The sequence below is a fragment of the Paenibacillus humicola genome, assembly GCF_028826105.1.
GTDB classification, from domain to species: Bacteria; Bacillota; Bacilli; order Paenibacillales; family Paenibacillaceae; genus Paenibacillus_Z; species Paenibacillus_Z humicola.
The window spans coordinates 5,857,143-5,882,209 of the sequence record NZ_JAQGPL010000001.1; the positions used below are offsets into that span (position 1 = coordinate 5,857,143).

Below are 25,067 nucleotides of genomic sequence, written 5' to 3' on the forward strand. Positions count from 1 at the left end.
GAAGTTTTATCCACCATTACACGTATAAAGGAGCGAACGAATCATGCCGCGCAAACCATCATCCCTCGTCGAAGGCGTCCACCTCGCAGCCAAGCTCGCCGATTTGAAAGAAGACCATTACCGCGTCCTGCTGGCCGTCAGCGCCGTCACCGAGCTGCTTATCGACAAAGGGCTGCTTACCCGCGAGGAGCTCGAGCGGAAAGCCGAATCCCTGGAACGGGAGCTGAACGGTCTTATTTCCGCTTCACTTCATCCCATGGCGTAGGCCGGTCGTGGTATGTATCCCGCAGCGGATACTCGTCCTTCCGGAAAAAGAAACCGTTGCTTTCTAAAATGGTATTCACGGTCAGCTTCGCTAAGTCCATCAAATTGTGGTCCAGGCTCAAATGCGCCAGATAGACGCGTTTCGTCCGGTCGGTGAGCAGCTGGCAGAGCGCCTCTCCCGCCGCTTCGTTCGATAAATGCCCGATGTCGCTCAAAATGCGCCGCTTGATGTTCCACGGGTAACGTCCCATCCGCAGCATGTCCACATCGTGATTCGACTCCAGCACGAGCACGTCCGAGTCCTCGATCGCGAGCCGCACCTTGTCGCTGACATAGCCGAGGTCGGTCGCCAGGCTCAGCTTCACGTCCCCGTCCTCGAAAATATAGCCGACGGGCTCCGCCGCGTCATGCGATATCGCGTACGACGTCGTCCGCATCGAACCGAACGCGACCGTCTCGCCGGTTTCGATCACGACCCGCTTCTCTTCCGGCATTTGCCCGACATGGCGCTCCATCGCTTCCCATGTCGCCTCGTTGGCGTAGACCGGCAGTTCGAACTTGCGGGCGAACGCGCCGAGTCCTTTGATATGATCCGAATGCTCGTGCGTGACGAGGATGGCATCCAGATGATGGCCGGCCACGCCCCGTTCCTGCATGAGCGATTCGATTTTTTTCACGCTTAAGCCGGCGTCAATCAGCACCGTCGCGTCGTCGCATTGCACGATCGTCGCATTGCCGGTCGATCCGCTTGCCAGCACCGTAAACCGTATGCTCATTTCCCCAAAACCGCCTTTTCCCCTGCTCCTCATGAAACGGATTCTTTATCCTTCACAACCTCGGCGCTGATCGCATTGACATAATACACCGCGCCGTCCTCCAGCAGCACCCGCCATGACGGGGCCGCCACCTGTGTTTCCGAATTGCTGAAAATCTGGCCCTGATAGCCGAGCTTGATTTCGCGAATGACCGCACCGTCCGGCAAATAATTTTCGATCAGGCGGGTGACCGCCTTCGTCGCCGACAGCACCGTCTGCTTCGGGCCCTCCTCCGTGGAGACGAGCTCGATCTGATCCTGGCGATACGCCGTTATTTTCTGATTGCCGTTATAGTACAGCTCCAGCTTCGCGTCGAAAATCGGCAGCGAGCCGGCCTTCCGGTACAGGATAAATTCGCCGCCCCAGTTCGTATCGACGAACGAATATTGATCCAGATTCGGAATGATGCTCCCGAGCTCATGCTGCAGCTCGCCGTTAAACACGATTTTACTGTCGACCGGCTGCTTCAGCTCGATCCGCTGCGCGGCGCCCAGCCTGTCCGTCACCCGGTACGTCAAATCGCGCAGGTCCGGCGTTTCGAGCGGGATGCTTGTGTCGAGCCGAATATTCTTCTTCTGCATAATGGCGAGCGTTTCCGGCGGCATGTCGCTGACATCGCCGCTTGCGCTGAGTCCTTCCCGGATATTGGACCAGAGCTGGTAACCGAGCACGACATTCAGCAGCAAAAATGCGATGATCAGGACGCTCTTCGCCCTGCTCCAGTCCATCCGTCTTTCACCTCCGCGCAAGGTCGATTGCTTGATTTGCCGGAAAACTGCCGGGTTCCCTAGAGTGTCGGAGCCACGGGCCGGAGGCTTGGCCGACAGACTGCCCTGCTGCGTCGGGCCAAGCGGCCTTTCTCGCTGCGGGCGCGCCCCGCTTGGCCCGGGCGCAGCACCGCAGGTCCGGGCCGCCGGTCGGCTCCGGGCACCGCTGCCGGACCTTGAGCCGGAGCTGCTCGCGGGCGGCACTGCCCGGCACTCCAGGGAACCCGGCCCGCTGGAGCCGCGGGCCGGAGGCATAGCCGACCGGCTGCCCTGCTTCGCCGGCCCATACGGCCTTTCCCGCTGCGGGCGCTCCCCGCTTGGCCCGGGCGCAGCACGCTCGTCCGGGCCGCCGGTCGGCTCCGGGCACCGCTGCACGTCCTTGAGCCGGTCAGCCGCCCTGCTCCTAGCCGGCGGGAGGCGAGCCGGCCTTGCCGCCGGACTGCGCGGTGCTGCCGGCTCCGGCCGGGCCGTTCGCCTTGGCGGCGCCTTCGCCCGCCGAGCCCGAGCCGCTGCCGGCGGAGAGCTCGGCCGCGCTCGGCTTGTAGCCGGCCGGCATCGCCTCCGCCAGCACATCCTGCGTGCCGTCGCTCAGCCGGACGGCCCATACCGGCTCGAGCCGGAGCTTGCCGTCGTCGACCGGCATCGCGCGCAGCGCCGGGAAAATCGACTGCACCTCGCTGCGGCGCGCATAGCTCGCCAGTGCGTTCTCGAGCCGCTTGCCTCCCGGCAGCCACACCTCCTGCTTCGACTCCGGCTTCTTCCCGAGCGTAATGAGCGTGCGCTCGTATTCCGATACGACACCCTGCTGCAATCGCAGCCGGATTTCACCGAATAGAAACGGCGACTCCGCAATGATCGGAAACGCACCGTAAAACTGCGTGCTGTAATACTGCTGATAGCGGATGGCCTGGCCATCGTCCAGCTGCTCCACCGGCTTCAGCCGGTGGAGCCCATCCCATCCGCCGTGCTCGTTAATGAACGAGATGGACGTGTAGACGTTATCGCTTTCCTTGTCCTCGATACCCTGGCCGGCGACCGGGTCGGTGTAGCTGATCCATTTGCCGTTTTGCTCCACCTGCAGCCCTTTTTTGCCGTCCGTATAAATTTGCGACCCGCTCCGGTCGCTGATCGCCCGCGTCACGCCCGGATCGAAAAACAGGTTGCGCTGCATCTGCTCGGGCGTGTACAGCTCGTAAGGCAGCAGCGTCCGGACGCTCTGGATCGGAGCGGCAGGCACATAGAGGTTCTGGCCGATCGCTTCATAAGGCGTCTGATATTCCCCGTAACCGATGTAGGTTTGCAGATCCTGCGCGGTCAAGTCGGCTCGCAGCGATTCGTACACCGTAGTGCCGTCACCGCTGAAGAAATACGTCCGCACAACGCCCGGATCCCCGTTCTTGAAAATCCAGATCCGGCTGATCGTATCGTTCATAAACTGCGTGTCGCCTTCGATTTTGAGCGTTTTGCTCAGCAGCTCGACCGGGACGCCGCCTCCGAAACGCAGCTCAAGCCCCTGGTCGTTGTCCCGCACCTCGTTCCAATTGACCGCGGCCGTCCGGCTTTGCTCGAATCCTTTGAACTCACGGCTCTGCAGCTTCTCGTAGATCCGATTATAGAAATTCGTCCCCGGATACAGCATCGTATGCTTGCTTTTTCCCATATGCAGCACCATATCCTCGGGAAAAATAACGTTCTCGACCTGCTGCTCGGTGCCCATCGGCTCGGTTTTCAAATAACTTTGCTGCGGCGACACGGTCACGCCGAGCCCTGGCATGCTGTAGGCGAGAAAATAGCTCTGCAGCAGGCTGATCAGGACAAGCGCGGCGAGCAGCCACGTCTTTGTTTTCTCGATCATGCGCTTTCGCCTCCCGCCAGGAGGTTCGGCAGCACGACGGTAACCGTCGTCCCCTCGTTCAGCTCGGAGTCGAGCGCGATCGAGCCGCCGTGCGCCTTCACAATTTCCCGGGCAATAGACAGGCCGAGCCCCGTGCCGCCCATGTTGCGGGAACGCGCTTTGTCCACCCGGTAGAACCGGTCGAATATCCGCCCCAAATCCTTCTTCGGAATGCCGATTCCGGTATCTTTGACGCTGATGGCGACCGAAGCCGGCTCCTGCTTGCGCGCGGCAATTTCGATCCTTCCGCCGTCCAGCGTATATTTGATCGCATTGGAAACGAGATTGTCCAGCACCTGATCGATCTGATCGCGGTCCAGCCATACGCTGCTGATGCCGTCCTCGACCCGTACCGTGGCGCGGATCGATTTCTTGCGCAGCTGGAACGAGAAACGGTCGGCCACCTCCTCGAGCATGTCGGGGACGCTCGTCTGCTGCCGGCGAAGCGGCGCCTGATTCGAATCGAGCCGCGACAGATGCAGCAGGTCCGTCACGAGGCGGATCATCCGTTCCGTCTCGTTGCGGATGACGCCGACAAAACGCTGCGCCAGCTCCTTCTCTTCCATCGCGCCGTCGTCCAGCGCTTCCGCGTAGCTCTTGATCGTCGTCAGCGGCGTGCGCAGTTCGTGCGAGACGTTCGCTACGAATTCGCGCCGCGACTGGTCGAGCCGCTCCTGCTCCGTCACGTCCTGCAGCACCGCGATCGCCCCGGCAATGCCCTGGTCCCGCCGGTGAATCGCGGTAAATGTGACGCGCAGCAGCTCGTCCTCGTCGCCATCGGGCAGCACATAATGCGTCACGACCGAAGACTCGTGGCCCCGCAGCAGCGCCGAAAGCTGGTTCCCCTCCATCCCGAACAGGTCGGTCAGCCGGCAGCCTTCGCATTCGTCCCGGCGGAGCATCTGCTGCGCGCGCCGGTTCGTAATCATGACGATGCCGCGTTCGTCGGCCGCCACGACTCCGTCGCTCATATTGGCGAGAATCGAGGCCAGCTTCTCCTTCTCCTCCTCGTTGGAGAACAGCGCGTCGCGCAGCCGCGAGGTCATGTCGTTAAACACCTGGCTGAGCCTGCCGATCTCGTCGTCGCCGAGCACCGGCACCCGCTGGTCGAACCGCCCCTCCGCGACCGCCGCCGCCTGGCGGGTCAGCGCCTTGATCGGATTCGTGATCGTATGCGCCAGCAAAATCCCGAGCACGCCGGTCAGGCCAAGCGCGATCAGCATGCCGGACACGAAAATCTGGTTGACCCGGTCCACCGTACTGTACAGATCCTTCATCGAGGCGACCAAATAGACGGCGCCGACCGTTTTCTGGCCGGAGATGACCGGCTTGGCGATAATCTTTTTGCGGACGTTATCCTCGTCGATGACGTCTTCCTCGTTGTCCCGGATCCCCTGCAGCGCCCGGCTGACCGCAAGCGACGTGTTCTTTTTGCCGACATAGGACTGATGCGACGCAAGGGATGTGGCCATAACGCGCCCGCTCGCGTCCAGCACCTGAATTTCCGCCTGGTTCAGACTGAACAAATTGCGGACGAGCACATTCAGGTCCTCTTCGGTCGTTTTATCGTCTTCGCCGTCGGCCGGCTTGCTTGCAAGCGTCCGGGCGGCGATTTCCGACAGCAGGTTGGCCTGCTCGTTCAAGTTTTTCGTAAACGATTCGGTCAGCGACGTCTTCACCGTACTGATGAAATAAACGCCGATCAGCTGCATGGCGATCAGGATGAGCAGGACATAGATGATGATCAGCTTCACTTGAATCGTCCGGAAAAATCGAATACCGTCGTTCATCCGTAGCCGAAGCCTCCGGATTTCGGGTTGCGCATCATATAGCCAAGCCCCCGCCGGGTCAAAATGTACTCCGGACGGCTCGGGTCGTCCTCGATTTTCTCGCGCAGCCTGCGAATCGTCACGTCGACCGTGCGCACGTCGCCGAAATATTCGAAGCCCCATACCGCCTGCAGCAGATGCTCGCGCGTCATCACCTTGCCGCTGTTCCGGGCCAAATAATAAACAAGCTCGTATTCGCGATGCGTCAGATCGAGCGGCTCGTTATCCTTATAGACGACATACATGTCCGTATCGATAAACAGGTTGAAAATGTGCAGACCCTGCTTCGAATCCGAGCCGTTATCGGCCGCCATTCCGCTGCCGGATGCCGATTCGCCGGTCCTGGCCGCGGCCAGCGCGTCGTTCTTCCGCCGGCGCAAATGCGCCTTCACCCGGGCGAGCAGCTCGCGGGTACTGAAGGGCTTGGTGACGTAATCGTCCGCGCCAAGCTCGAGGCCGAGCACCTTGTCGAGCTCCGTATCTTTGGCCGTCAGCATAATGATCGGCGTCTGCAGGCGTGAACGCACCTCGCGGCACACGTCCATGCCGTCCTTGACCGGGAGCATCAGGTCGAGCAGGATCAGGTCCGGATTCTCCTCGAAAGCGAGACGGACCGCTTCCCCGCCGTCAAAGGCGCAAATGACCTGATAACCTTCCTTTTCCAGGTTGAATTTCAAAATATCTGCAATCGGCTGTTCGTCGTCGACCACTAAAATTTTTCCGTGCATCGTACCACCGCCTGTCGCTGTAGCCAGCCTGTTTCGAATGCCGGCCTGTTCGGAAATCTAACCTCGCTCCGGCTTTAAACTCATGCGGATACGCACCTTTATTTTACCATAGGAAGGCCGCTAGTCCCAAGGAAAGTTCCAATCGCACGGCTTCCCGGGCACCGAAAAAGCGCCGCCCGGCTGCAATGCCGGACGGCGCTTCCCGATACGACCTACAAATATTTAATCGGGTTCTGCAAGTCCCCGTTCTTATGCACTTCAAAATGCAGGTGCGTGCCCGTCGAGTGGCCCGTATTGCCCATGATGCCGATTTGTTCGCCTTTCTCGACCGTCTGCCCCTTCTTGACGAGAATTTTGCTCATGTGCCCATAAAGCGTTTCGTAACCGTTCCGATGATTGATAATGACGCAGTTGCCGTAACCGGTTTTCTGTCCGGCAAATTCGATGACGCCGTTGTCTGCCGCCTTAATGTTCTTGTTGCCGACCATATCGATGCCTTTGTGCAGCCGGCCCCAGCGTTTGCCGAAGCTGCTGGTCAGCCGCGCTCCCGACACCGGCCAGGAGAAGTGCCCCGTTCCTTCGCCCAAAATCACTTTCGTCCCCTTCATCACAATGGCGGGTATGGACGGAACGAGCACCTGCTCGCCGAGCAATTCTTCGCTCATCAGGTAACCGTTCTGCTTCGTCAGCTTGTATACGACCTTCTTCTTGCCGCTTTTGCCCTCGCGGATTACTTTCGTCTCTCCAGCGCGCATATTGGAATTTTTCTGGATGACCGTTTGCGGATCAACCGTTTCCGTCTCCGTCACGTTCTCGACCGTCTGAACGGTCACCTCCGGCTTCAGCACCGTCAGGTCCAGCACGTCGCCGACCTTGATCATATCGTCCTGAATCCATGGGTTGCGCTCATAGATGACCTGCGGCGAAATATCGAATTTCTCGGCGATGCAGCCGATGCAGTCGCCATCCTGGACGGTATATTTGGTCGGCTTGACCGTTCCTTGCACGAGCTTCAAATAAACTTCGTTCGGATCGGCGATCTGGCCGGGCTGGATACTCGTTTCTTCCGTGCCTACCTGATCGACAATTTTTACCGATTTCAGCTCCGTCTTCGACGCATCCTGCTTGGCGTTCGATCCTTCTCCCGTATAGGAGAGCGTGGTAACCGCAAGGTTCTTCTTGGCCGTCTCCCGCGGGACGTATTTGTTTTCCACCCGCTGCAAAATGCTGTCGGCCGTCGCCTGATCCTTCACGATCCCGACCACCTTGCCGTTCACCTTCAGCTCTACGCCTGTTGCATGTGCGGTTAAGAGTCCTGCAAGCTTGTTAAGCGTCGAGTCGGAATCGGGCTTGGCCTTGTAAGCGCTTTTACGTCCATATGTAATCTTGCCGGTATCCAGCACCATATTGACATCGGGGTGAGAGGCCTTTAGCTCGGCCTGCTTGCTGTCGATCAGCTGCTCGACCTGCTGCTGCGAACCGACCTCGCCGATCAATTTGCCGTCTTTATATACTTCAACGATATCGAACGTATTCGCTTTGACATATTGCGTGCCGCTTAAAGCAGCGATTACCGCCAGCACCAAGGCTGTAATGCCCGCCGCAAGCGGTTTTTTCCGGGTCAACCGAAATGAGGGTTTTGCTGTCTGGGGCTGTTCCGTGTGGCTAGTCATGCTGTCCGGCCGGACACGCCGAAAGGTTCGCCGAAACGTATTCCACACCTCTCGGATCCGACCCTTATCGTTAAAAACGGCCATGATCGTCTCCTTTTCGCGTTCAGTTTCGTTCGTTTTGACAAAAAGCGACGTCGAAAATTGTACGCCGCCAGCTACGAATTATACTTTAACATAACGCTTTAAAAACGATCAACCAAACAGCCTTGTTTTCGACATTAATATTTTTTTAGAATTGACATCATTTTGTCGTATTGGTCCCGGTCCAAATATTGCGCCATCAGCTGCTGCACCTGTGTCATTTCATCGTCGGTCAGCCCGTCCTCCATCCAGCCGGATATTTTCTGCCAGGCATCCGGAGGCAGCTTCGACATCATCACATCGAACAGCTGCTGCTTGTCCTCGTCGCTCATGGCGCTTTTGGCCTTATTGAGATCCTGCGTCGACATCGCAAGCCCGTCGTTGGAAGCCTCGTCGGAAACGCTTCCGCTGTCTGCTGCTGCGCCGCTGTCCGGCGTCTCGCCCCCATTAGCCGGATCTGCGCTCCCGCTGCCGGACGCCGTTCCATTGTTCGCAGCTGCGCCGCTGTCCGGCGTCTTGCCGCTGTTCGCTTTCGTACCCGAGCCGCCGCCGATATCGGTCAGCGCGCCGTCCGGCAGGTCGCCGAACGCGTCGACGGCCAGCGGCCCCTGATTGCTGCTCCCGTCCGCTTCTCCGCTGCCCGTGCCGCCGGCGCCCGCATCCGGACTTTGCCCTGCCGCCGCTCCCGAATCGGCCGTCCCGCTGCCTGCGCCCGCATCGTCCCGGCTCCCGCCGGATGTGCCGCCGCTTCCTTGCGCGGACGCCGCGGTACCTTTCGCTTTCTGCTGCGGATCCGCTCCCCACAGATCGCCCCAAATGCCGTGCAGCGCAAAAGGCTTCGTTTCAAGCGGTATGTTGTACTGCTTCAACAGCGTCTCGACATAGCTGTTCACGATATATCCGGTCGTCCAGATCGATAAAAAGCTGACAATCAGCCCGGCCGCCACCGCTTTGGCCAGCCAACCCGTCATTTTCCACATCACGATCACCCTCCGCACAGGCCGTTATGCATCCCAGCGGCTGATGCTCGTTTAACCGCTGCAGCCGGCCTTTGTCCATACTTCCCAGTATGGGCATCTCGGACAGGAACCATTCACCAGCGCTGCCAAAATCCGATAGGGGTAATAGAAGAAAAGGCAGTCACCGTCCTTTTGGCACAGAAACAAGTTTCTACCCTCAAAAATAGCAGCCCGGCGTATAACCGGATTTTCAGTTCAGAGAGTTAGGCGAAAAGCTAACCGATCCCCGAAATAAAAAGGAACGGCATCCTCTCGCCGTTCCTTTAATCGCTTCTATGTTTACGATAATGCTTAAATGTAAATCGGCATCACTTGATTCGTCTGCTCACGATTGCGGCCGACCGAGAAGATCGCAATCGGAATGCCCGTCAGCTCGGACACCCGCTCTACGTAGCGGCGCGTGTTGACCGGCAAATCCTCGAGCGTTTTGGCATTGGAAATATCCTCGCTCCAGCCCGGCAGCTCCTCATAAACCGCCTCGCATTCCGAGATCAGCTTCAGGCTTGCCGGGTAATGCTCGATGATTTCGCCGCGCAGCTTGTAGCCGGTGCAGATTTTTACAGTCTCGAGCCCGGAGAGCACGTCGAGCGAGTTCAGCGACAAGCCCGTAATCCCGCTTACGCGGCGGGCATGGCGGACAACGACGCTGTCAAACCAGCCGACGCGGCGCGGGCGGCCTGTCACAGTACCGTATTCGTTGCCGCGCTCGCGGATCCAGTCGCCTGTCTCGTTGTTCAGCTCCGTCGGAAACGGACCGTCGCCGACGCGTGTCGTGTACGCCTTGGCCACGCCGATCACCTGTCTGATCTTCGAAGGGCCGACGCCCGAGCCGATGCAGACGCCGCCGGCGGTCGGGTTCGACGACGTGACGAACGGGTAAGTTCCTTGGTCGATATCGAGCATGACCCCCTGCGCGCCCTCGAACAGAATACGCTTTCCGCCGTCGATCGCATCGTTCAGCACGACCGACGTATCGGTAACATACTGGCGCAGCACCTCTGCGTAGCCGAGATACTCGCGCAAAATCGTATCCGCGTCGAGCGGTTCGCCGCCGTATACCTGCCGGATCATTTGATTCTTCTCCTCGACGAGACGGCGCAGCTTACCCTCGAATTCGTCGGCATCCATCAGGTCGGCGATCCGGATTCCGCTCCGGGCCGCTTTGTCCATGTAGCAGGGGCCGATTCCTTTGCGGGTCGTGCCGATTTTGCCATCGCCTTTGCGATCCTCTTCCAGCCCGTCCAGCACGAGGTGGTACGGCATAATCAGATGCGCGCGGTCGCTGATTTTCAAATTGTCCGTGGAAAAGCCGTTCTCATGTATATATTGAATTTCGTCGATCAGCGCGGCAGGATTGATGACCATGCCGTTGCCGATAACGCATACTTTATTTTGATTAAAAATGCCGGAAGGAATCATCGTCAATTTATACTTCTTGTTGCCGATCAGAATCGTGTGGCCGGCGTTGTTACCTCCCTGGTAACGGGCAACGACATCCGCGCCGTCGGCCAGATAGTCGGTAATTTTCCCTTTGCCTTCGTCTCCCCACTGCGTTCCGACAACAACTACCGTTGACATGGCTATACCCCCATTCGATGTTTGCAAGCACACCGAAAATTACTGCCCGTCAGCAGGCAGCACTCTTAGTGTAGCAGTACGATCTGGCAAAGTCAATAAAAAACGAACAATTGTGCGGGTACCCAACCAATTGTTCGTGATTCTCGCATTTGATGATGGATCATATGAATTAAAAAGGACCGAATGCCGCTAGGAAGCTTGTCCCGGCTCGTGATGCGATCTGTCGAGCCCGACGAATTTGTTGTAATTTTTCAGGAAAACCAGCTCGACCGTACCGACCGGGCCGTTCCGCTGCTTCGCGATAATGATTTCGATAATGTTTTTCTTCTCGGTATCCTGGTTGTAATAATCGTCCCGGTATAGGAACGCCACGATATCGGCATCCTGCTCAATCGACCCCGATTCCCGCAGGTCGGACATCATCGGCCGCTTGTCCTGCCGCTGCTCGACGCCGCGGCTCAGCTGCGACAGCGCGATGACCGGCACCTCCAGCTCTCTGGCGATCTGCTTCAGCGTCCGCGAAATTTCGGATACCTCCTGTTGCCGGTTCTCGCCGGGCTTCCCGCGCCCCTGAATAAGCTGCAAATAATCGATCAAAATCATACCGAGGCCGCGTTCCTTCTTCAGCCGGCGGCATTTCGCGCGAATGTCGGCCACCGTAATGCCCGGCGTATCGTCGATATAGATTTGCGCTTCCGACAGGGAGCCGATCGCCATCGTCAGCTTTTCCCAGTCGTCGCCCTCCAGATAACCCGTCCTCATCCGTCCCGCGTCCACATTCGACTCGGCGCACACCATCCGCTGCACAAGCTGCGCCGCGGACATCTCGAGGCTGAAAATCGCCACCGTTTCGCGGGCGCGGACCCCGACATTTTGCGCGATATTAAGTGCAAATGCGGTTTTGCCGACGGACGGACGAGCCGCCACGATAATCAGATCGCTGCGCTGGAAGCCCGACGTCATTTTGTCGAGATCGTTAAAACCCGACGGAATGCCCGTCGTGCCTCCTTTGTTCGTATACAGCAGCTCGACTCGTTCGAATACCTCCATCAGCACGTCGCGAATCGAGACGAATCCGCTGCTTGAGCGGTGACTGGACAGCTCCATAATGCGCTGTTCCGCCTCGTTCAGCATGAGCCCGACGTCGTCGGCCGCCGCATATCCGTTCGAGACGATTTGCGTCGCCGTCCGGATCAGCCGCCGCAGCATCGATTTCTCTTCGACGATCTGCGCGTAATAATCCACATTTGCCGCCGTCGGAACCGCGTTCGCCAGCTTCGCCAAATAGCTGACGCCGCCGATTTCCTCGAGCTCCTGTTTATCCTGCAGGTGCGCCGTCAGCGTAACGAGGTCGATCGGCTTGTTCTCCTCGCCGAGCTCGACCATGGCTTCAAAGATGAGCCGGTGCGCCGGCGTATAAAAATCTTCGCTGCGGATGCGCTCCATCGACGTGATGAGCGCTTCCGCCTGCAGCAGGACGGCGCCGAGCACGGCCTGCTCCGCTTCCGTATTCTGCGGAGGGATCCGGTCAAACATCAATTCGTTGTTGTCCACGTTTCCCGCCCTTTCTTCATCGTCACCGCTTATCCTTCCGTCGTCTGCACGCGCATGGTCGCTTTCACTTCGGGATGCAGCTTGACCGGCACATTCGTCATGCCGAGCGAACGAATCGGCTCCTCTAGCTCGATTTTCCGTTTATCGATTTTGACGCCCGAGCCCTCGAGTGCCTCGGCGATCTGCTTGCTCGTCACCGCGCCGAACAGGCGTCCGCCTTCGCCCGCCTTCGCCTTGACGACGACCGTGAGCTGCTCCAGCCGGGCGGCCAGCGCCTGGGCGTCTTCTTTCTCCTTCTGCTTCCGCTTCTGCTCGGACGCATTTTGTACCTCAAGCGTTTTCAAGTTGCCTTCGGAAGCGATCTTGGCGAGCCCTTTCGGCAGCAGAAAGTTGCGCACGTAACCTTCGGACAAATCCTTGACTTCACCCTTTTTCCCCTGGCCCTTCACGTCCTGCAAAAAGATCACTTTCATTCGAACAGCCCCTCTTCCTTATCGATATCGCTGAGCACCTGCTTCAGGCGCTGCGCCACCTCCGTTACGGTGCCCTCCTGCTGCGTCGCCGCGTTCGTCAGGTGGCCTCCGCCGCCCATCCGCTCCATGACGACCTGCACGTTCATATGACCGAGCGAGCGGGCGCTGATCCCGATCAGCCCGTCTAACCGTTCGGCAACGACGAACGACGCCAGCACGTCGGTCATATTCAGCAGCGTATCGGCCGCCTGGGCGATGAGCAGCTGCGGATACTGCCGTCCGTTCTCCGCTACGGCAATGGCGATGTGGTCATAAACGATTTCCGAATGCCGGACCATGTCGGCCTTCTTCACGTATTCGCCGAGGTCTTCCTTCATCATGCTTACGATGAGCGACGAATCGGCGCCGTTGCGCCGCAGAAAAGACGCCGCCTCGAACGTGCGCGAACCAGTGCGCTGCGAGAAGCTTTTCGTATCGACGGTGATGCCCGCCAGCAGCGCCGTCGATTCGCGCACGTCGAGCATGACGCGCTCGTGAATGTACTGAAGCAGCTCGGTCACCAGCTCGCAGGTCGACGAAGCATACGGCTCCATATAAATCAGAATGGCATGATTAATAAACTCTTCACTGCGCCGGTGATGGTCGACGACCACAATCCGGTCCGTCTGCGTCAGCAGCTTCGGCTCCTTCACCATCGACGCCTTGTGCGTATCGACGACGACGGCAAGCGTGCCCGAATCGACCAGACCGAGCGCCTGGTCCGGCGTAATAAAACGTTTCGCCATCCGTTCATCCTCGCGCAGCATTTCCATCATACGCCCAATGGACGGATTGACGCCTTCCAGCACGATAAACGCTTCCTTGTTGAACTGCTGCGCGGCTTTCAAGACGCCGACGGCCGCCCCGAGCGCATCCATATCCGGCATCTTATGGCCCATAATGACGACATTGTCGCTTTCGCGGATTAAATCACGCAATGCATGCGCAATAACCCTCGCCCGCACCCGCGTCCGTTTCTCCACCGCATTCGATTTTCCGCCGTAAAAGGATTGCCGCTGCTCCACCTTGACCGCCGCCTGATCGCCGCCTCGCCCGAGCGCGATGTCGAGACTCGTCTGTGCCCATTGGCCGAGCTCCACGACGCTGTCCGAGCCCGCTGCGAAACCGATGCTGAGCGTCATCGGGATTTTCTGGTCGACGGTCATTTCCCGTACTTCGTCCAGCAGCACGAAACGCGATGCCTCCAGCTGCTTCAGCGTCTTCTGGTCGGTGATGATCAGAAAGCGGTCGGAGGACAGACGCTTCAAATAAACACGGAACTTGTTGGCCCATTCCGTAATTTCCGCCGTTACTCGGGACAGCAGAAGGCTTCGCTGCTGATCGTCCATTCCCTGTGTCACTTCTTCGAGATTATCCATCATGACGATGCCGAGCGCCAGCTTCTCTTCCTCGTACCGCTTGGCCAAATGCCAGCGCTGCGTAATGTCCCTTACATAAACGAGCCGTTCTTCCGGCCGGAACATCAGCTCGTACACGGCCGAGCCGACGACGGCTTCGGCAGCCCCTTCGCGTTCCTTCGCCTGCGCAAGCGTCGGAAACAGCTCGTCAAGCGGCTCGCCGACGACCGATTCCCGGTCGAACACATGCGTCATATAAGGATTGTGCCATTCGACAATCTTGTCTTCGTTATACAGCATAATGCCGAACGGCAGGTCGCTGACGACTTCGCTGCCCGCCTTTTTCACGCGGTACGACAGCCTGCCGAGATACGTCTTCAAATCCCGCCGGAAAGCGCGCTCCGCCATGTAGGAGAAAATGCCGACGGCGCCGGTCAGAACGAGCCCGATCAAACCGAGCAGCCATTCGTACCAGGCAAGCGCGACCGTCATCGCAACCATCAGCACGAATGCCCACACTTGATGCATGCCGTGCCATCGTTTGATCAAAAACTTAGGCATTTCGTATTCGCCCCTGTTGTCAAGGTTTCTTAAACGCTTTTCGGATCGGGAATCCTGCATCCAACACACCAATCAGATAGAGCGGCTGCTGAAAACAAATGATTAAGACCGAAATCAACACGGGAACGATTTTGGGCCACCTGCGCTGGTTGGCGATAAAGAAGAAAAAACCGATCGCTTGAATGCAAAACACAAGTCTCATTAGCGGAACCAGATTGAGCAGCGCAACCGTCAGGAACGAACCGCTTCGATTCGGCACGATAAAATCGAGCAGAATCACAACGATGTAATAGAAAAAGAAGACGCGCGGCAGCATCCAATCCTTAGCCGGCTGCAGGCCGGGCACTTCGACCCCCGCCTTCCTCAGCGCAGGCCTTGCGAAGGCATGCGTAATGACGGCGAGCGCAAACGCAATCGTGATGAACACCATCGGCAGCGAATGAATGATCGTCTGGATATAGGCGTTGGTCAAATCCGTCGTCCATTCGGCCGGCATCAGTCCTTGCTTATGCAGGTTATCGATCGATTGGCGAAGCATGTTCTGCATTTCGTCGAGCAGCGACATGTTCAGCACGAAATCGAATAATAACAGCTCGAGCAGAAGTTCGGCCAGCAGTGTCAGCACGGCTGCGGTCAGCACTTTCCGGGCAGGCTGGCGCTTCAGATACATATGCCCCATCACAATGCCCGGGACGAGAAAAAAGAGGCCGATAATGACCGCCGGCGCGCCGAGCACCGCAATGCCGATCCCGTATACGACCAGCATATGCAAGGCAAAGGCCCGTTTCGACAGCGTCGCGTAAAGAACCGTAATCGGAACCATCATCACAGATGCGAGCAGTACATTCAGAACCGGCACTGCAATCGATAATAACAAGAGAAGCGCCGCGGCACTCCATAAAACAGACCTTAAGCCGGTCTTCAAACCGTTCACCTCTGCCGAATAAACATAAGTATTTCGAGACTTTGCACTCCATTATAACATAAATCCCCGGACAACACAGTTGTGTTTGTCCGGGGACGTTTACGGTCGCGCACGATTCGCTTCAGCCGGTTATGGCCGTCTCGTCTTCGTAATCCGCATGTCCGTTCAGCACCATTTTCTCGCAGTAATCGATAATGTCGCTCCGCCGGACGATACCGATAAAACGGTTCATATCGTCAACAACGGGCACGAAGTTCTGCACTTTTGCCAGCGAGATCAGGTCCTCCATGTTGGCGTCGATGGAAACCGGACGATTGGATAAGCGCATTTCCACCTCGGAAAGCTTCACCTTATGTGTCTGGTCGAACGACACCTCCGGGTTGTTTTTCATAAACCAGAGAAGATCGCCCTCCGTCAGCGTACCCGCGTACCCGCCGTCTTTATCCAAAATCGGTACGGACGTGTAACGGTGATGCTCCATCCGCTCGAGCGTCTGCCTCAGTGTGGCGTCGAGCGTCATACAAATGACCTCCTGCTTTGGCAATAAGAAAAATGCAATGTTCATCCTCTCGCCCACCTTCAAATTATTCTGACGAACGGAGTCCAGGCAGAGATCTGTCTTTCTTCGCAGCGCACCGGCCGGCGACGAACGCGCTCGCCGCTTCTGTCCTGCGCCGGCTTCCCGGAAGGTTCTGGCCGCGTACCGTAACCGGTTTCCTTATGCTTAAGACGGCAGCAGCTGCCGCATGATATGCCCCGTTCGTTTTCTGTTTTTCTGTTTTTTCGTTTCGTTCATGTTCCCCTAACTATATAAACCTGCCGTCATCATTTAAAACGAAATAAGCCCTTCAAAAGTTCCGCAGCCGGGACAATTAAGCGATTTTCCCGAACCCGCATACTTGTTCGCCGTTTCGAATACACCAGAAGAAAAGGCATCTATTTGTCCACGCCTTCATGACGTCATTTTCATTCCGAACAGGGGGTAGGTTTTATGCAATCGCCGTATATGGCGCCCGATCCTTCGTCGACCGGCATCAATCCGAAATTACTCGGTCTCATCTGTTACTTGGGCTGCTTCGTGACCGGATTTCTTCTGCTCATCTTCGAGAAAAAAAGCCGTTTCGTCAAATTTCATGCCATGCAATCGGTAATCGGAACCGTCGCGGTTATGATCATCAACATCGTTCTCGGGTTCATACCGATTATCGGATGGCTGGCCGGGGTATTATTTGCGCCGCTTACCTTGATCTTGTGGGTCCTGCTGATGCTGTACGCCCTGCAGGGAAGATGGTTCAAGCTCCCGTTTATCGGCAGCATCGCGGAACAGCAATCGAGGCTCTTCTAAACCGTATGCCGCGTCAGGCTGTCTGTTGCAATAAAAAACAACCGGCCTGGTAGACCGGTTGTTATGGCGTTGTCAACGTTACTCCGTCGTATACGGGAGCAGCGCCACTTGACGCGACCGCTTGATGGCGATCGTCAGCAAACGCTGATATTTTGCGCTCGTGCCCGTTACGCGCCGCGGCAAAATTTTACCGCGCTCGCTAATAAACTTACGGAGCAGATCCGTATCTTTATAATCGATGTGCGTAATTTTGTTCGCGGTGAAGTAGCAGACTTTACGGCGTTTGTTCCGGCCTTTGCGGCCGCCGAACCTGCGCTCCGGGCGCTCGCCGCCGTCTTCTCTTTGCTTAAAGCTCATGTTCATCCGTCCTTTCCGTTAAAATGGCAAATCATCTTCCGATATGTCGATCGGGCGTCCGTCGTCAGAGAACGGATCACGATTGTCGTTCCGGTTCGAGCCACCGGGTCGGCCGCCGCCTTGCGGACCGCTTCCGCTTCCGCTTCCGCCGCTGCCGCCGTAGCCGCCTTGTCCGCCTCCGCTTCCGCCGCTGCCACTGTACCCGCCCTCATCGCGCGGGGCGCCGCTCTCCCGGTTAGGCGACTCCAAGAAACGAACGTTATCGGCAATCACTTCCGTCACGTAAACGCGCCTGCCTTCGTTGTTCTCGTAGTTGCGTACCTGAATCCGGCCTTCCACAGCGGTTAAACGGCCTTTGCGCAAGTAATTCGCACAGGTTTCGGCGAGCTGGCGCCATGTGACGATCGGGATAAAATCCGCTTCCCGCTCGCCCTGCTGGCTGCTGAACGGCCGGTCCACCGCAATCGTAAATTGCGTAACCGCGACGCCTGCCGGCGTATAACGCATTTCCGGGTCTCTTGTTAGTCTGCCAATGAGAATAACGCGGTTCAACATCGTCATCGCCTCCAATCAAACAGTCCCTTGCTCGCGCGGCTTACGCCACGTCTTTGACGACCAAATAACGGATGACTTCATCCGTAATTTTCATGACGCGGTCCAGCTCGGCAACAACTTCAGGCGTTGCATTGAACTGTACAAGTACGTAGACACCGTCACGAAACTTATTGATCTCATACGCAAGGCGGCGTTTGCCCATCACGTCATGCTTCGTGATTTCTCCGCCGTTGGAGATGATGCCTTGGAACTTCTCGGTAACGGCTTGAACCGCTTCCTGTTCCACATCCGGACGAATGATGTACATCACTTCATATTTGCGCATTTGGTTCACCTCCTTCTGGACTAGCGGCCCTCCGAAGAGAGCAAGGAGCGAGTAATTTTCTCGCATACCATATTACTATATCAAAAATATAGGCACGCTGACAAGTGATTGCTTTATCTCCCTGAAAGCTTCCTTGATTAGCATTTGACGATCGTTGAACCGCTTGTCCCTGCCCCTGCCCCGCTTATACCGCTTTGGACAATCTTACCTGCAGGGCTGCCTTGTACCGCTCACTGTTGATATCGGCGGGCTAACTCGCCTTACCGCATTATTCCGTTCATGACCCGGCGCACCGGGTCGCAAACTAACATTCCGGGCGTTTGATCCGATTCACGACCCGAATCCATAAGGAAAAGAGGTGTGCGTATGGGCGAGTGGACCGAGTTCCGTCCCGGCGATCATGCTCCGAACGACGGAAAGTACATTGAAATCGGTGAAGCGTCCTTTCATATGGGCGTCAACAATCCGAAGCAAATTCATTTGAAAAAAGGCGAGCGTTTTCCCGAAACCTCAAATAAAGATCGGAAATGGAAACGGCTGCACTAAAATTTCACGCCGCCTGTATAATTGCTGCCGCCCCTGCACAATATAGAAGCGACGGTGCGAAGAGAGGTGTGGTTCCATTGAACCGTAAAGGAGCAAGGACCGCTAGGTAATTGTCCGCACAGAAGCATAGAAGCGAGGGGTTGTGCTAAAGACACGCGTCTGTAACACAAAATGCCGGGTTGCCCGGCAGCCAAGATTCTAACGCTAAGTGATGATGACGTTAATGCCGATTCGATCAAGCACCGTCGGAAAGGGCTCGCAAGAGCCCTTTTTCCGTTCATCCAGGCCAGCGAATAAACCGCCGTTTCAAACCCCTACCCGTTGTCGCGGCAGCAAAAAAGCGGCCCCGCAGGAGCCGCATGCTTTCGAAAGTATGGCGGAGAGGGTGGGATTCGAACCCACGCACGCTGTGACACGCCTAGCTGATTTCGAGTCAGCCCCCTTGGGCCTCTTGGGTACCTCTCCTTACGCGTCAGCAAGAAATATCATACCACGAAGCTTGTCTGAATGCAAGACTTAATTCAATAATTTTGCAGTGCTCCGCGCGTCCCGTTTTAGAGCTCAGCTTGTCCATCAACCGCCGTTTCTGATTTGGAGCGCAGAACCTTTTTCATGTTTTTCTCGAACTTGGCCCTCGGGATCAGCACACTATGCTTGCAGCCGACGCATTTGATCCGGATATCCATTCCCATCCGAATGATTTCCATTTCATTCGTTCCGCAGGGATGCGGTTTTTTCATTTGTACGATATCGCCAAGCTCAAAATGCTTTCGTTCCACCCTTGACCCCCCCTTTAAACCTCAAGCTGCTCATAGCCGCCTTCAATTTGACGGAATACTCCTCTGATTTCCACATGCTCATTGACGATCACCCGCTTCACGCTCTCCAGCTCCCCGTCCGGAAATTCGATCGATAACGCGCAGCCTGCCGTTATTTCCTTCGGTGTCGGCCGAATATCTATTTCTATCTCCGCATATTCTAGCAGCATTTCCGCTCTCAAAGCCTGTTGAGTGGAGTCAAAAGCGATGATCATGAGGTGCACCGTCCAATCGTTACACGGCTTTCAGTTCTTCATTTGTGCCGAGTATAAAATAGTTGTCCCGTCCATATACTAGTAACAGACAAAGGCGGGAGGGATTTTATGAGATTTGCAGGAATGAAAGAGACGCCGCTCAAAGTGCCGCATACCGAGCCAAACGTTACGAGTCTGCTGACAAACCGCCTGACCTATTTGCTCGGCGTCATGTCCCCCGACAGCAGAATTGTCGTCGTGTGCGTCGGCACGGACCGTTCGACCGGCGATTCGCTCGGACCGATCGTCGGATCGTCGCTGAGCAAATACCGCAGCCCCTTGTTTGATCTATACGGCACGCTGGAAGAACCCGTTCATGCGATGAATCTCGACGATACGCTGCGCGAAATCGATTCCCGCATCCGCAACCCGTTTGTGATCGGTATTGACGCCTGCCTCGGACAGGCGGCGAGCGTCGGCTGCATTCAGGTTGGCAGCGGTCCCGTGCGTCCCGGCGCCGGTGTAAACAAGGAGCTCCCTCCCGTCGGCGATATTCACATTACGGGTATTGTGAACGTCGGCGGATTTATGGAATATTTTGTCCTTCAAAACACCCGCCTGCACCTGGTCATGAAAATGTCGGATGTGATTGCGCAGTGCGTCTATTTATCGATTGCAAAAACCGTCCGTTCTACGTATCCCGCTGCCCTGCCAGATTAAGCGCCTGCTTCTCCTCCGGCGATAGCGGGTAATCGGACTTCCCTTGTTTGACCGGCTTTGCATAAACGAAGGTTTGGTCGCGGCTGTGAATTCCGCTCAGAACCAGACCGTCTTCATCGTCGTTTACAATCGCCAGCGAGAAGCTTAGATCGCTCCCCCGATCGGCAAACGCATTGTAGCGGCGAATGCCGACGTTGCCTTTTTTGTCCTTCAATTTGCGTTCCAGCTGATCGGCCCTGCTCGCAAGCTGTTCGATAACCTCTTCCTGGATGTCGATTTGGTTTCTTATATCGATAATGACCTGCTCCAGATTTTCCACTCCGGTTACACCCATAAACTGCACATAAGCTTTCCTAAGCTTTTTCATTTTACTGCCTAGTGCCATTGTCCGAATCAGCAGCAAAATGGACATAACAGCTAAAACGACCGTGACCAAATCGATCGGCCGAACCGCATTGACATTCATACCGTCTTTCCTCTCCCCTGCCGAATCCCATTACCTGTAATGTTGTTTGATCTCTTTAACGGCTGCGATAAGCGAATCCACTTCTTGTTCCGTTGTAAAGCAGCCGACGCTGGCCCGAATCGCTCCGGTCTCAAGCGTTCCGGCCGTTTCATGTGCAAGCGGCGTGCAATGAAAGCCCGATCGGACCGCGATATGGTAATGCTGGTCTAAAATAAATGCCGTTTCCGACGGATCAACGCCTTCTAGCACGAACGATACGATACCCGTACGCGGCTGGCCCAGTCCCGGTCCCAGCAGTTTGATCCCGTCTAATTCACGGAGACCCTCCATCATTCGCTGCGTCAGCGACCATTCTCTTGCATGAATGTTTGCGACGGTCTCCTGCATCACAAAACGCACACCGGCGGCAAGACCGGCAATCCCCGGCGTATTTTGTGTGCCCGCTTCATATCGGTCCGGCCGAACGTTCGGCTGCTCCGCCGATTCGGATTGGCTGCCGGTTCCGCCGTGCAGCAGCGGCGTAATGTCCAGCTCAGGGCTGATATATAATCCGCCGGTTCCCTGCGGTCCCAGCAGCCCTTTATGACCGGGGAAAGCAAGCATATCAATATTCATCTGCCCAACATCAATTTCCAGCAGGCCGGCGGTTTGCGCAGCATCCACCAGCAGCTTGACGCCTTTGCGGCGTGCCAATTCCCCAATTTCGGCCAGCGGCACGATCGATCCGAGCAAATTTGAGCTGTGGTTTACGATGATGAGACTCGTATCGGGCCGCAGCTCCTCTTCGATTTGAGATACGTTAACCATTCCGTGCGGATCGGTTTTCACATAGGATACTTTAACACCCTGGGTTTGTTTCAAAAATTCGAGCGGTCTTCGAACCGAATTATGTTCAATATTCGTAGCGACGACATGATCGCCTTTTTTCACAAACCCCTTAATTGCCATATTCAGACCCATCGTCGTATTCATCGTAAAAGCAATATCGTTTGCATTAGCAATATGAAACAATTTTGCCAGCTTGAATCTGGCATCAAACAAAACCCGGCTGGCACGCACTGCCATCTGATGACTTCCTCGTCCCGGATTCGCCGCATCGTTTAACATCGTCTGCATTACCGCTTCCGCAACCTCAGGAGGCTTTGGCCAGGAAGTCGCAGCATGGTCGAGATAGATCACTTCCTTATTATGCATTCCGCAAAAACCTCCATTAACATCAACATTCCCCTTCTGTTAATAATAGCATACTCATGGCCCGATTTCTAAAATCAACCGGACTACGAGTATGCTACTTGGGATGTCTATTTCTTCATTAAAAAGATCAGGCAAATTGTTTTAACAGCTCCAACAATCGCTCCAAATCCTGTTTATTGTAATAAAGAAGTTCGATTCGCCCTTTATCTTTTTGCTGTTTGATTTTCACCGTCGTTTTGAACTGATTGCGCAAGCTTTCTTCAAGCTGCTCGATGTATGGATCTCGTTTTTTTGCTGTAGGCTTTACTTTTAACGGCGTTTTTTGATCCAGCTTTTGGATCTCTTCTTCCAGTTCGCGAACGCTCCATTCCTGATCAATCGCATGCTCCGCCAGTTCATTCCGCTTGCGTTCGTCCTTGATGCCTACGAGCGCTCTTGCATGTCCCATTGATAATGTTCCACGTGAAACATTTTCTTTGATATGTTCCGGCAGCGAAAGCAGTCGCAAAAAGTTTGCAATATGCGAACGGGATTTCCCTACCTTCATCGAAAGCTCTTCTTGCGTCAGTCCAAACTTTTCCATCAGCGCCTGGTAAGCGAGCGCAAGCTCGATGGCGTTTAAATCTTCTCGCTGCAGATTTTCAATTAGAGCAATCTCCATGACTTGCTGGTCGGAGAAGCTTCTCACGACAGCCGGGATCGTTGCATTGCCGCAAAACTGCGAAGCTCGAAAGCGCCGCTCCCCTGCAATGATTTCGTATCCTTTCAAAACGGATCGGACGATAATCGGTTGAATGACACCGTGCTGCTTAATCGATTCGGCCAGTTCCTTAATCGCATCGTCATCGAACGATTTCCGGGGCTGATAAGGATTCGGCCGAAGCTGTGAAAGCTGGATTTCAACGACTTTATCGTCGTCGTTTACCGATAAAGACGGAATCAGCGCATCAAGCCCTCTACCTAGCCGCTTGCTCATATGTAATCACTTCCTTCGCAAGTTCAAGATAAACCTCGGCCCCTTTAGATCTCGGGTCGTACGTAATAATCGATTGTCCATGCGAAGGCGCTTCACTCAGTCGCACATTCCGCGGAATTATCGTTTGATAAACCTTTTGCTGGAAATATTTCTTCACTTCTTCAATGACCTGTATTCCCAGATTGGTACGCGCATCGAACATGGTCAGCAATACGCCTTCAATTTGCAGTGATGTATTTAAATGCTTTTGAACAAGACGGACCGTGTTCAGCAGTTGGCTGAGGCCCTCAAGAGCGTAATATTCGCATTGAATCGGAATAATGACGGAATCCGATGCTGTTAAAGAATTAATCGTTAAAATACCGAGCGAAGGCGGACAATCGATTAATATGTAATCATATTGGTGTTTCACCAGTTCGAGCGATTTCTTAAGTCTACGTTCCCGTGAAATCGTAGGCACTAGTTCAATTTCCGCACCGGCAAGTTGGATCGTCGCTGGAATTAAATGAAGCCCTTCGATTTTGGTCGGCACCGTCGCATCCCTTGGATGAACGTCGTCAATAAGCACATCGTAAATGCACTGCTCAACGTCGGCTTTGTTGATCCCGATTCCGCTCGTCGTATTCCCCTGCGGATCAATATCGACCAGAAGCACTTTCCTGCCGAGCGAAGCCAGGCAGGCACCGAGATTGACAGACGTTGTCGTCTTTCCGACACCGCCCTTCTGATTCGTAATCGCAATTATTTTTGACAAACCGGTTCACCTCAAATGTAAACTTGATGATTATTCTTGGAAGTATGACTGAGTACAACAATGCTCGTTCTCCGATAAAGAGATTCTATTCTTTTAAAACCCAATCGATCAGCGACGGAAACATCGAAAAAGCGCGAAGTAAACAAATGCAGTAACGGCTGTTCCAGCTCTGCAATGAGCACGATAGTCCCGTACCAGCATTATAAGCAAGGGGATTATGGATGGTCTAAAAACGGGAAAAAGAATAACGGCTCTCGCCGTTCACTCAAATTCACTTCTCGTTCTTTTAGCAGTATTTTAGCCCGTTTCAGAAAAACAATGAATCTCTTCTATTATAATAGAAATCGATTCAAATTGCTCGTTCGCAAATTCATCCTTCTATCTCTCTATCTTTACCGCTTTGGAATATGAATGACAATTTCATAATGATCATCGCAATCTTTTTCATTGGTTTTGATTTTAAGTCCGGAACCCGAGACCATGTCGATGGATTGGCGAATCGTATTTAACGCCAGTCTCACATCTTTCGTGAACGAAATCCGCTTTGTTTTTTTGGCAGCCGTCGCTTCTTTATAAAAGGCCACCCTCGTCTCGGTTTGTTTTACATTCAGTTCTTTCGATGTGATATCCTCCAGAACTTTAAGCTGCAGTTCATCCGTATCCAGTGCCAACAGCGCTCTCGCATGCCGTTCCGTAATTTTCCGTTCCATCAAAGCAATTTTCACCGGTTCGCTTAATCCAAGCAATCGGATTTTATTTGCGATCGTCGACTGACTCTTACCGAGCCGCTGCGCCAAACTTTCTTGTGTCAAATGGTGAAGGTCGATCAGCTTTTGGTAAGCAATCGCCTCTTCGATCGCCGTTAATCCTTCGCGTTGAAGGTTCTCGATCAGGGCAATCGAAGCCGCTTGCGAGTCATTAAACTCGCGAATGATGGCAGGTATAACCTCTAGGCCCAATTTTTTAACAGCACGAAAACGCCGCTCGCCTGCAATGATTTCATATCTTCCGTTGCGGACGCGAACCACAATCGGTTGAATGACACCGTGCGTTTTAATGGTTTGACTCAGTTCTTCAATACGGTCGTCGTCAAAAACCGTGCGCGGCTGATAGGGGCTCGTATCGATATCCCCCACGGCCAGCTGCTTCACTTCATCCTGGTTGACTTTATGATCAGTCAATCCAAACAAACGAGAAAATTGTTCCTTCATCGTGTCAATACCCACCCGATTTCAAAATGCCGAAGTATTTATGTCTAC

Annotated in this window: 27 protein-coding genes and 1 tRNA gene; 4 read left to right on the plus strand and 24 right to left on the minus strand. The window is 55.2% G+C overall.

Annotation, left to right across the window (positions count from 1 at the left end):
* Positions 1-43 precede the first annotated feature (43 nt).
* Positions 44-265 (plus strand): hypothetical protein, encoded by a 222-nt coding sequence (locus tag PD282_RS26970; protein ID WP_274654890.1) that lies wholly within the window; start codon positions 44-46, stop codon positions 263-265.
* Here the strand turns inward: PD282_RS26970 and PD282_RS26975 are convergent.
* From PD282_RS26975 to PD282_RS27035, 13 genes are all read right to left on the minus strand, one after another.
* Positions 234-1,040 (minus strand): MBL fold metallo-hydrolase, encoded by an 807-nt coding sequence (locus PD282_RS26975; RefSeq protein ID WP_274654892.1) that lies wholly within the window; start codon positions 1,038-1,040, stop codon positions 234-236. The genes PD282_RS26970 and PD282_RS26975 overlap by 32 nt on opposite strands.
* Positions 1,041-1,069: 29 nt before the next feature.
* Entirely contained in the window at positions 1,070-1,807 is a 738-nt protein-coding gene (gene yycI, locus PD282_RS26980; RefSeq protein WP_274654894.1) for a two-component system regulatory protein YycI, read from the minus strand.
* 442 nt (positions 1,808-2,249) lie between these two features.
* A complete protein-coding gene (locus PD282_RS26985) occupies positions 2,250-3,701 on the minus strand; it encodes a YycH family regulatory protein (RefSeq protein WP_274654896.1) in 1,452 nt (483 codons plus the stop codon).
* Positions 3,698-5,530: a cell wall metabolism sensor histidine kinase WalK gene (gene walK / locus PD282_RS26990; RefSeq protein WP_274654898.1), complete on the minus strand. Its 1,833-nt coding sequence runs from the start codon at positions 5,528-5,530 to the stop codon at positions 3,698-3,700. Before walK ends, PD282_RS26985 begins: the two co-directional genes overlap by 4 nt.
* The gene (gene yycF / locus PD282_RS26995; RefSeq protein WP_274654900.1) at positions 5,527-6,297 is read right to left on the minus strand and encodes a response regulator YycF; all 771 of its coding nucleotides are present in this window, start codon (positions 6,295-6,297) and stop codon (positions 5,527-5,529) included. Before yycF ends, walK begins: the two co-directional genes overlap by 4 nt.
* 212 nt (positions 6,298-6,509) lie before the next feature.
* On the minus strand, positions 6,510-7,880 hold the full coding sequence (locus PD282_RS27000; protein ID WP_274655480.1) for a M23 family metallopeptidase: 1,371 nt from the start codon (positions 7,878-7,880) through the stop codon (positions 6,510-6,512).
* Between the two features lie 308 nt (positions 7,881-8,188).
* Positions 8,189-9,031: a hypothetical protein gene (locus tag PD282_RS27005; protein ID WP_274654901.1), complete on the minus strand. Its 843-nt coding sequence runs from the start codon at positions 9,029-9,031 to the stop codon at positions 8,189-8,191.
* 330 nt (positions 9,032-9,361) lie between these two features.
* On the minus strand, positions 9,362-10,648 hold the full coding sequence (locus tag PD282_RS27010) for an adenylosuccinate synthase (protein WP_274654902.1): 1,287 nt from the start codon (positions 10,646-10,648) through the stop codon (positions 9,362-9,364).
* A 189-nt stretch (positions 10,649-10,837) separates the two neighbouring features.
* The gene (dnaB, locus tag PD282_RS27015) at positions 10,838-12,184 is read right to left on the minus strand and encodes a replicative DNA helicase (protein WP_274655482.1); all 1,347 of its coding nucleotides are present in this window, start codon (positions 12,182-12,184) and stop codon (positions 10,838-10,840) included.
* Positions 12,185-12,231: 47 nt separating this feature from the next.
* Entirely contained in the window at positions 12,232-12,675 is a 444-nt protein-coding gene (gene rplI / locus PD282_RS27020; protein ID WP_274654905.1) for a 50S ribosomal protein L9, read from the minus strand.
* The gene (locus PD282_RS27025) at positions 12,672-14,633 is read right to left on the minus strand and encodes a DHH family phosphoesterase (RefSeq protein WP_274654906.1); all 1,962 of its coding nucleotides are present in this window, start codon (positions 14,631-14,633) and stop codon (positions 12,672-12,674) included. Before PD282_RS27025 ends, rplI begins: the two co-directional genes overlap by 4 nt.
* A gap of 19 nt (positions 14,634-14,652) precedes the next feature.
* Complete coding sequence (locus PD282_RS27030) at positions 14,653-15,558, minus strand: DUF2232 domain-containing protein (RefSeq protein ID WP_274654908.1); 906 nt, start codon at positions 15,556-15,558, stop codon at positions 14,653-14,655.
* 121 nt (positions 15,559-15,679) lie between these two features.
* Positions 15,680-16,123, minus strand: a complete 444-nt coding sequence (locus tag PD282_RS27035) for a CBS domain-containing protein (RefSeq protein ID WP_274654910.1) — start codon at positions 16,121-16,123, stop codon at positions 15,680-15,682.
* 426 nt (positions 16,124-16,549) lie between these two features.
* Between PD282_RS27035 and PD282_RS27040 the strand changes: the two genes are divergently transcribed.
* Positions 16,550-16,903 carry a DUF4870 domain-containing protein gene (locus PD282_RS27040; RefSeq protein ID WP_274654912.1) on the plus strand — a complete coding sequence of 118 codons (354 nt, stop codon included), beginning with the start codon at positions 16,550-16,552 and terminating at the stop codon, positions 16,901-16,903.
* A 78-nt stretch (positions 16,904-16,981) separates the two neighbouring features.
* On the opposite strand, the gene rpsR is transcribed toward PD282_RS27040, so the two are convergent.
* The 3 genes from rpsR to rpsF are packed head-to-tail and all read right to left on the minus strand — an operon-like array spanning position 16,982 to position 18,140.
* Entirely contained in the window at positions 16,982-17,260 is a 279-nt protein-coding gene (gene rpsR / locus PD282_RS27045) for a 30S ribosomal protein S18 (protein WP_274654914.1), read from the minus strand.
* Positions 17,261-17,278: 18 nt separating this feature from the next.
* Positions 17,279-17,815 (minus strand): single-stranded DNA-binding protein, encoded by a 537-nt coding sequence (gene ssb / locus PD282_RS27050; protein ID WP_274654915.1) that lies wholly within the window; start codon positions 17,813-17,815, stop codon positions 17,279-17,281.
* 40 nt (positions 17,816-17,855) lie between these two features.
* Complete coding sequence (gene rpsF / locus PD282_RS27055; protein WP_274654917.1) at positions 17,856-18,140, minus strand: 30S ribosomal protein S6; 285 nt, start codon at positions 18,138-18,140, stop codon at positions 17,856-17,858.
* 366 nt (positions 18,141-18,506) lie between these two features.
* Between rpsF and PD282_RS27060 the strand changes: the two genes are divergently transcribed.
* Complete coding sequence (locus PD282_RS27060) at positions 18,507-18,686, plus strand: YjzC family protein (protein WP_274654919.1); 180 nt, start codon at positions 18,507-18,509, stop codon at positions 18,684-18,686.
* 374 nt (positions 18,687-19,060) lie between these two features.
* On the opposite strand, the gene PD282_RS27065 is transcribed toward PD282_RS27060, so the two are convergent.
* The 3 genes from PD282_RS27065 to PD282_RS27075 all read right to left on the minus strand — a co-directional run bounded on the left by PD282_RS27065 (position 19,061) and on the right by PD282_RS27075 (position 19,719).
* Positions 19,061-19,151 (minus strand) — tRNA-Ser (locus PD282_RS27065).
* A gap of 89 nt (positions 19,152-19,240) precedes the next feature.
* The gene (locus PD282_RS27070) at positions 19,241-19,465 is read right to left on the minus strand and encodes a DUF951 domain-containing protein (protein WP_274654920.1); all 225 of its coding nucleotides are present in this window, start codon (positions 19,463-19,465) and stop codon (positions 19,241-19,243) included.
* Positions 19,466-19,479: 14 nt separating this feature from the next.
* Positions 19,480-19,719: a putative Se/S carrier protein gene (locus PD282_RS27075; RefSeq protein ID WP_274654922.1), complete on the minus strand. Its 240-nt coding sequence runs from the start codon at positions 19,717-19,719 to the stop codon at positions 19,480-19,482.
* 108 nt (positions 19,720-19,827) lie between these two features.
* Between PD282_RS27075 and yyaC the strand changes: the two genes are divergently transcribed.
* Entirely contained in the window at positions 19,828-20,418 is a 591-nt protein-coding gene (yyaC, locus tag PD282_RS27080) for a spore protease YyaC (RefSeq protein ID WP_274654924.1), read from the plus strand.
* Here the strand turns inward: yyaC and PD282_RS27085 are convergent.
* From PD282_RS27085 to noc, 5 genes are all read right to left on the minus strand, one after another.
* The gene (locus tag PD282_RS27085) at positions 20,390-20,884 is read right to left on the minus strand and encodes a DUF4446 family protein (RefSeq protein ID WP_274654926.1); all 495 of its coding nucleotides are present in this window, start codon (positions 20,882-20,884) and stop codon (positions 20,390-20,392) included. The genes yyaC and PD282_RS27085 overlap by 29 nt on opposite strands.
* Positions 20,885-20,914: 30 nt before the next feature.
* A complete protein-coding gene (locus PD282_RS27090) occupies positions 20,915-22,078 on the minus strand; it encodes an aminotransferase class V-fold PLP-dependent enzyme (protein ID WP_274654928.1) in 1,164 nt (387 codons plus the stop codon).
* 127 nt (positions 22,079-22,205) lie between these two features.
* Complete coding sequence (locus PD282_RS27095) at positions 22,206-23,054, minus strand: ParB/RepB/Spo0J family partition protein (RefSeq protein WP_274654930.1); 849 nt, start codon at positions 23,052-23,054, stop codon at positions 22,206-22,208.
* Positions 23,035-23,808 carry a ParA family protein gene (locus PD282_RS27100; RefSeq protein WP_274654933.1) on the minus strand — a complete coding sequence of 258 codons (774 nt, stop codon included), beginning with the start codon at positions 23,806-23,808 and terminating at the stop codon, positions 23,035-23,037. The genes PD282_RS27095 and PD282_RS27100 overlap by 20 nt, the downstream gene beginning before the upstream one ends.
* Positions 23,809-24,200: 392 nt before the next feature.
* Positions 24,201-25,019 (minus strand): nucleoid occlusion protein, encoded by an 819-nt coding sequence (noc, locus tag PD282_RS27105; RefSeq protein WP_274654935.1) that lies wholly within the window; start codon positions 25,017-25,019, stop codon positions 24,201-24,203.
* Between the last annotated feature and the right edge of the window lie 48 nt (positions 25,020-25,067).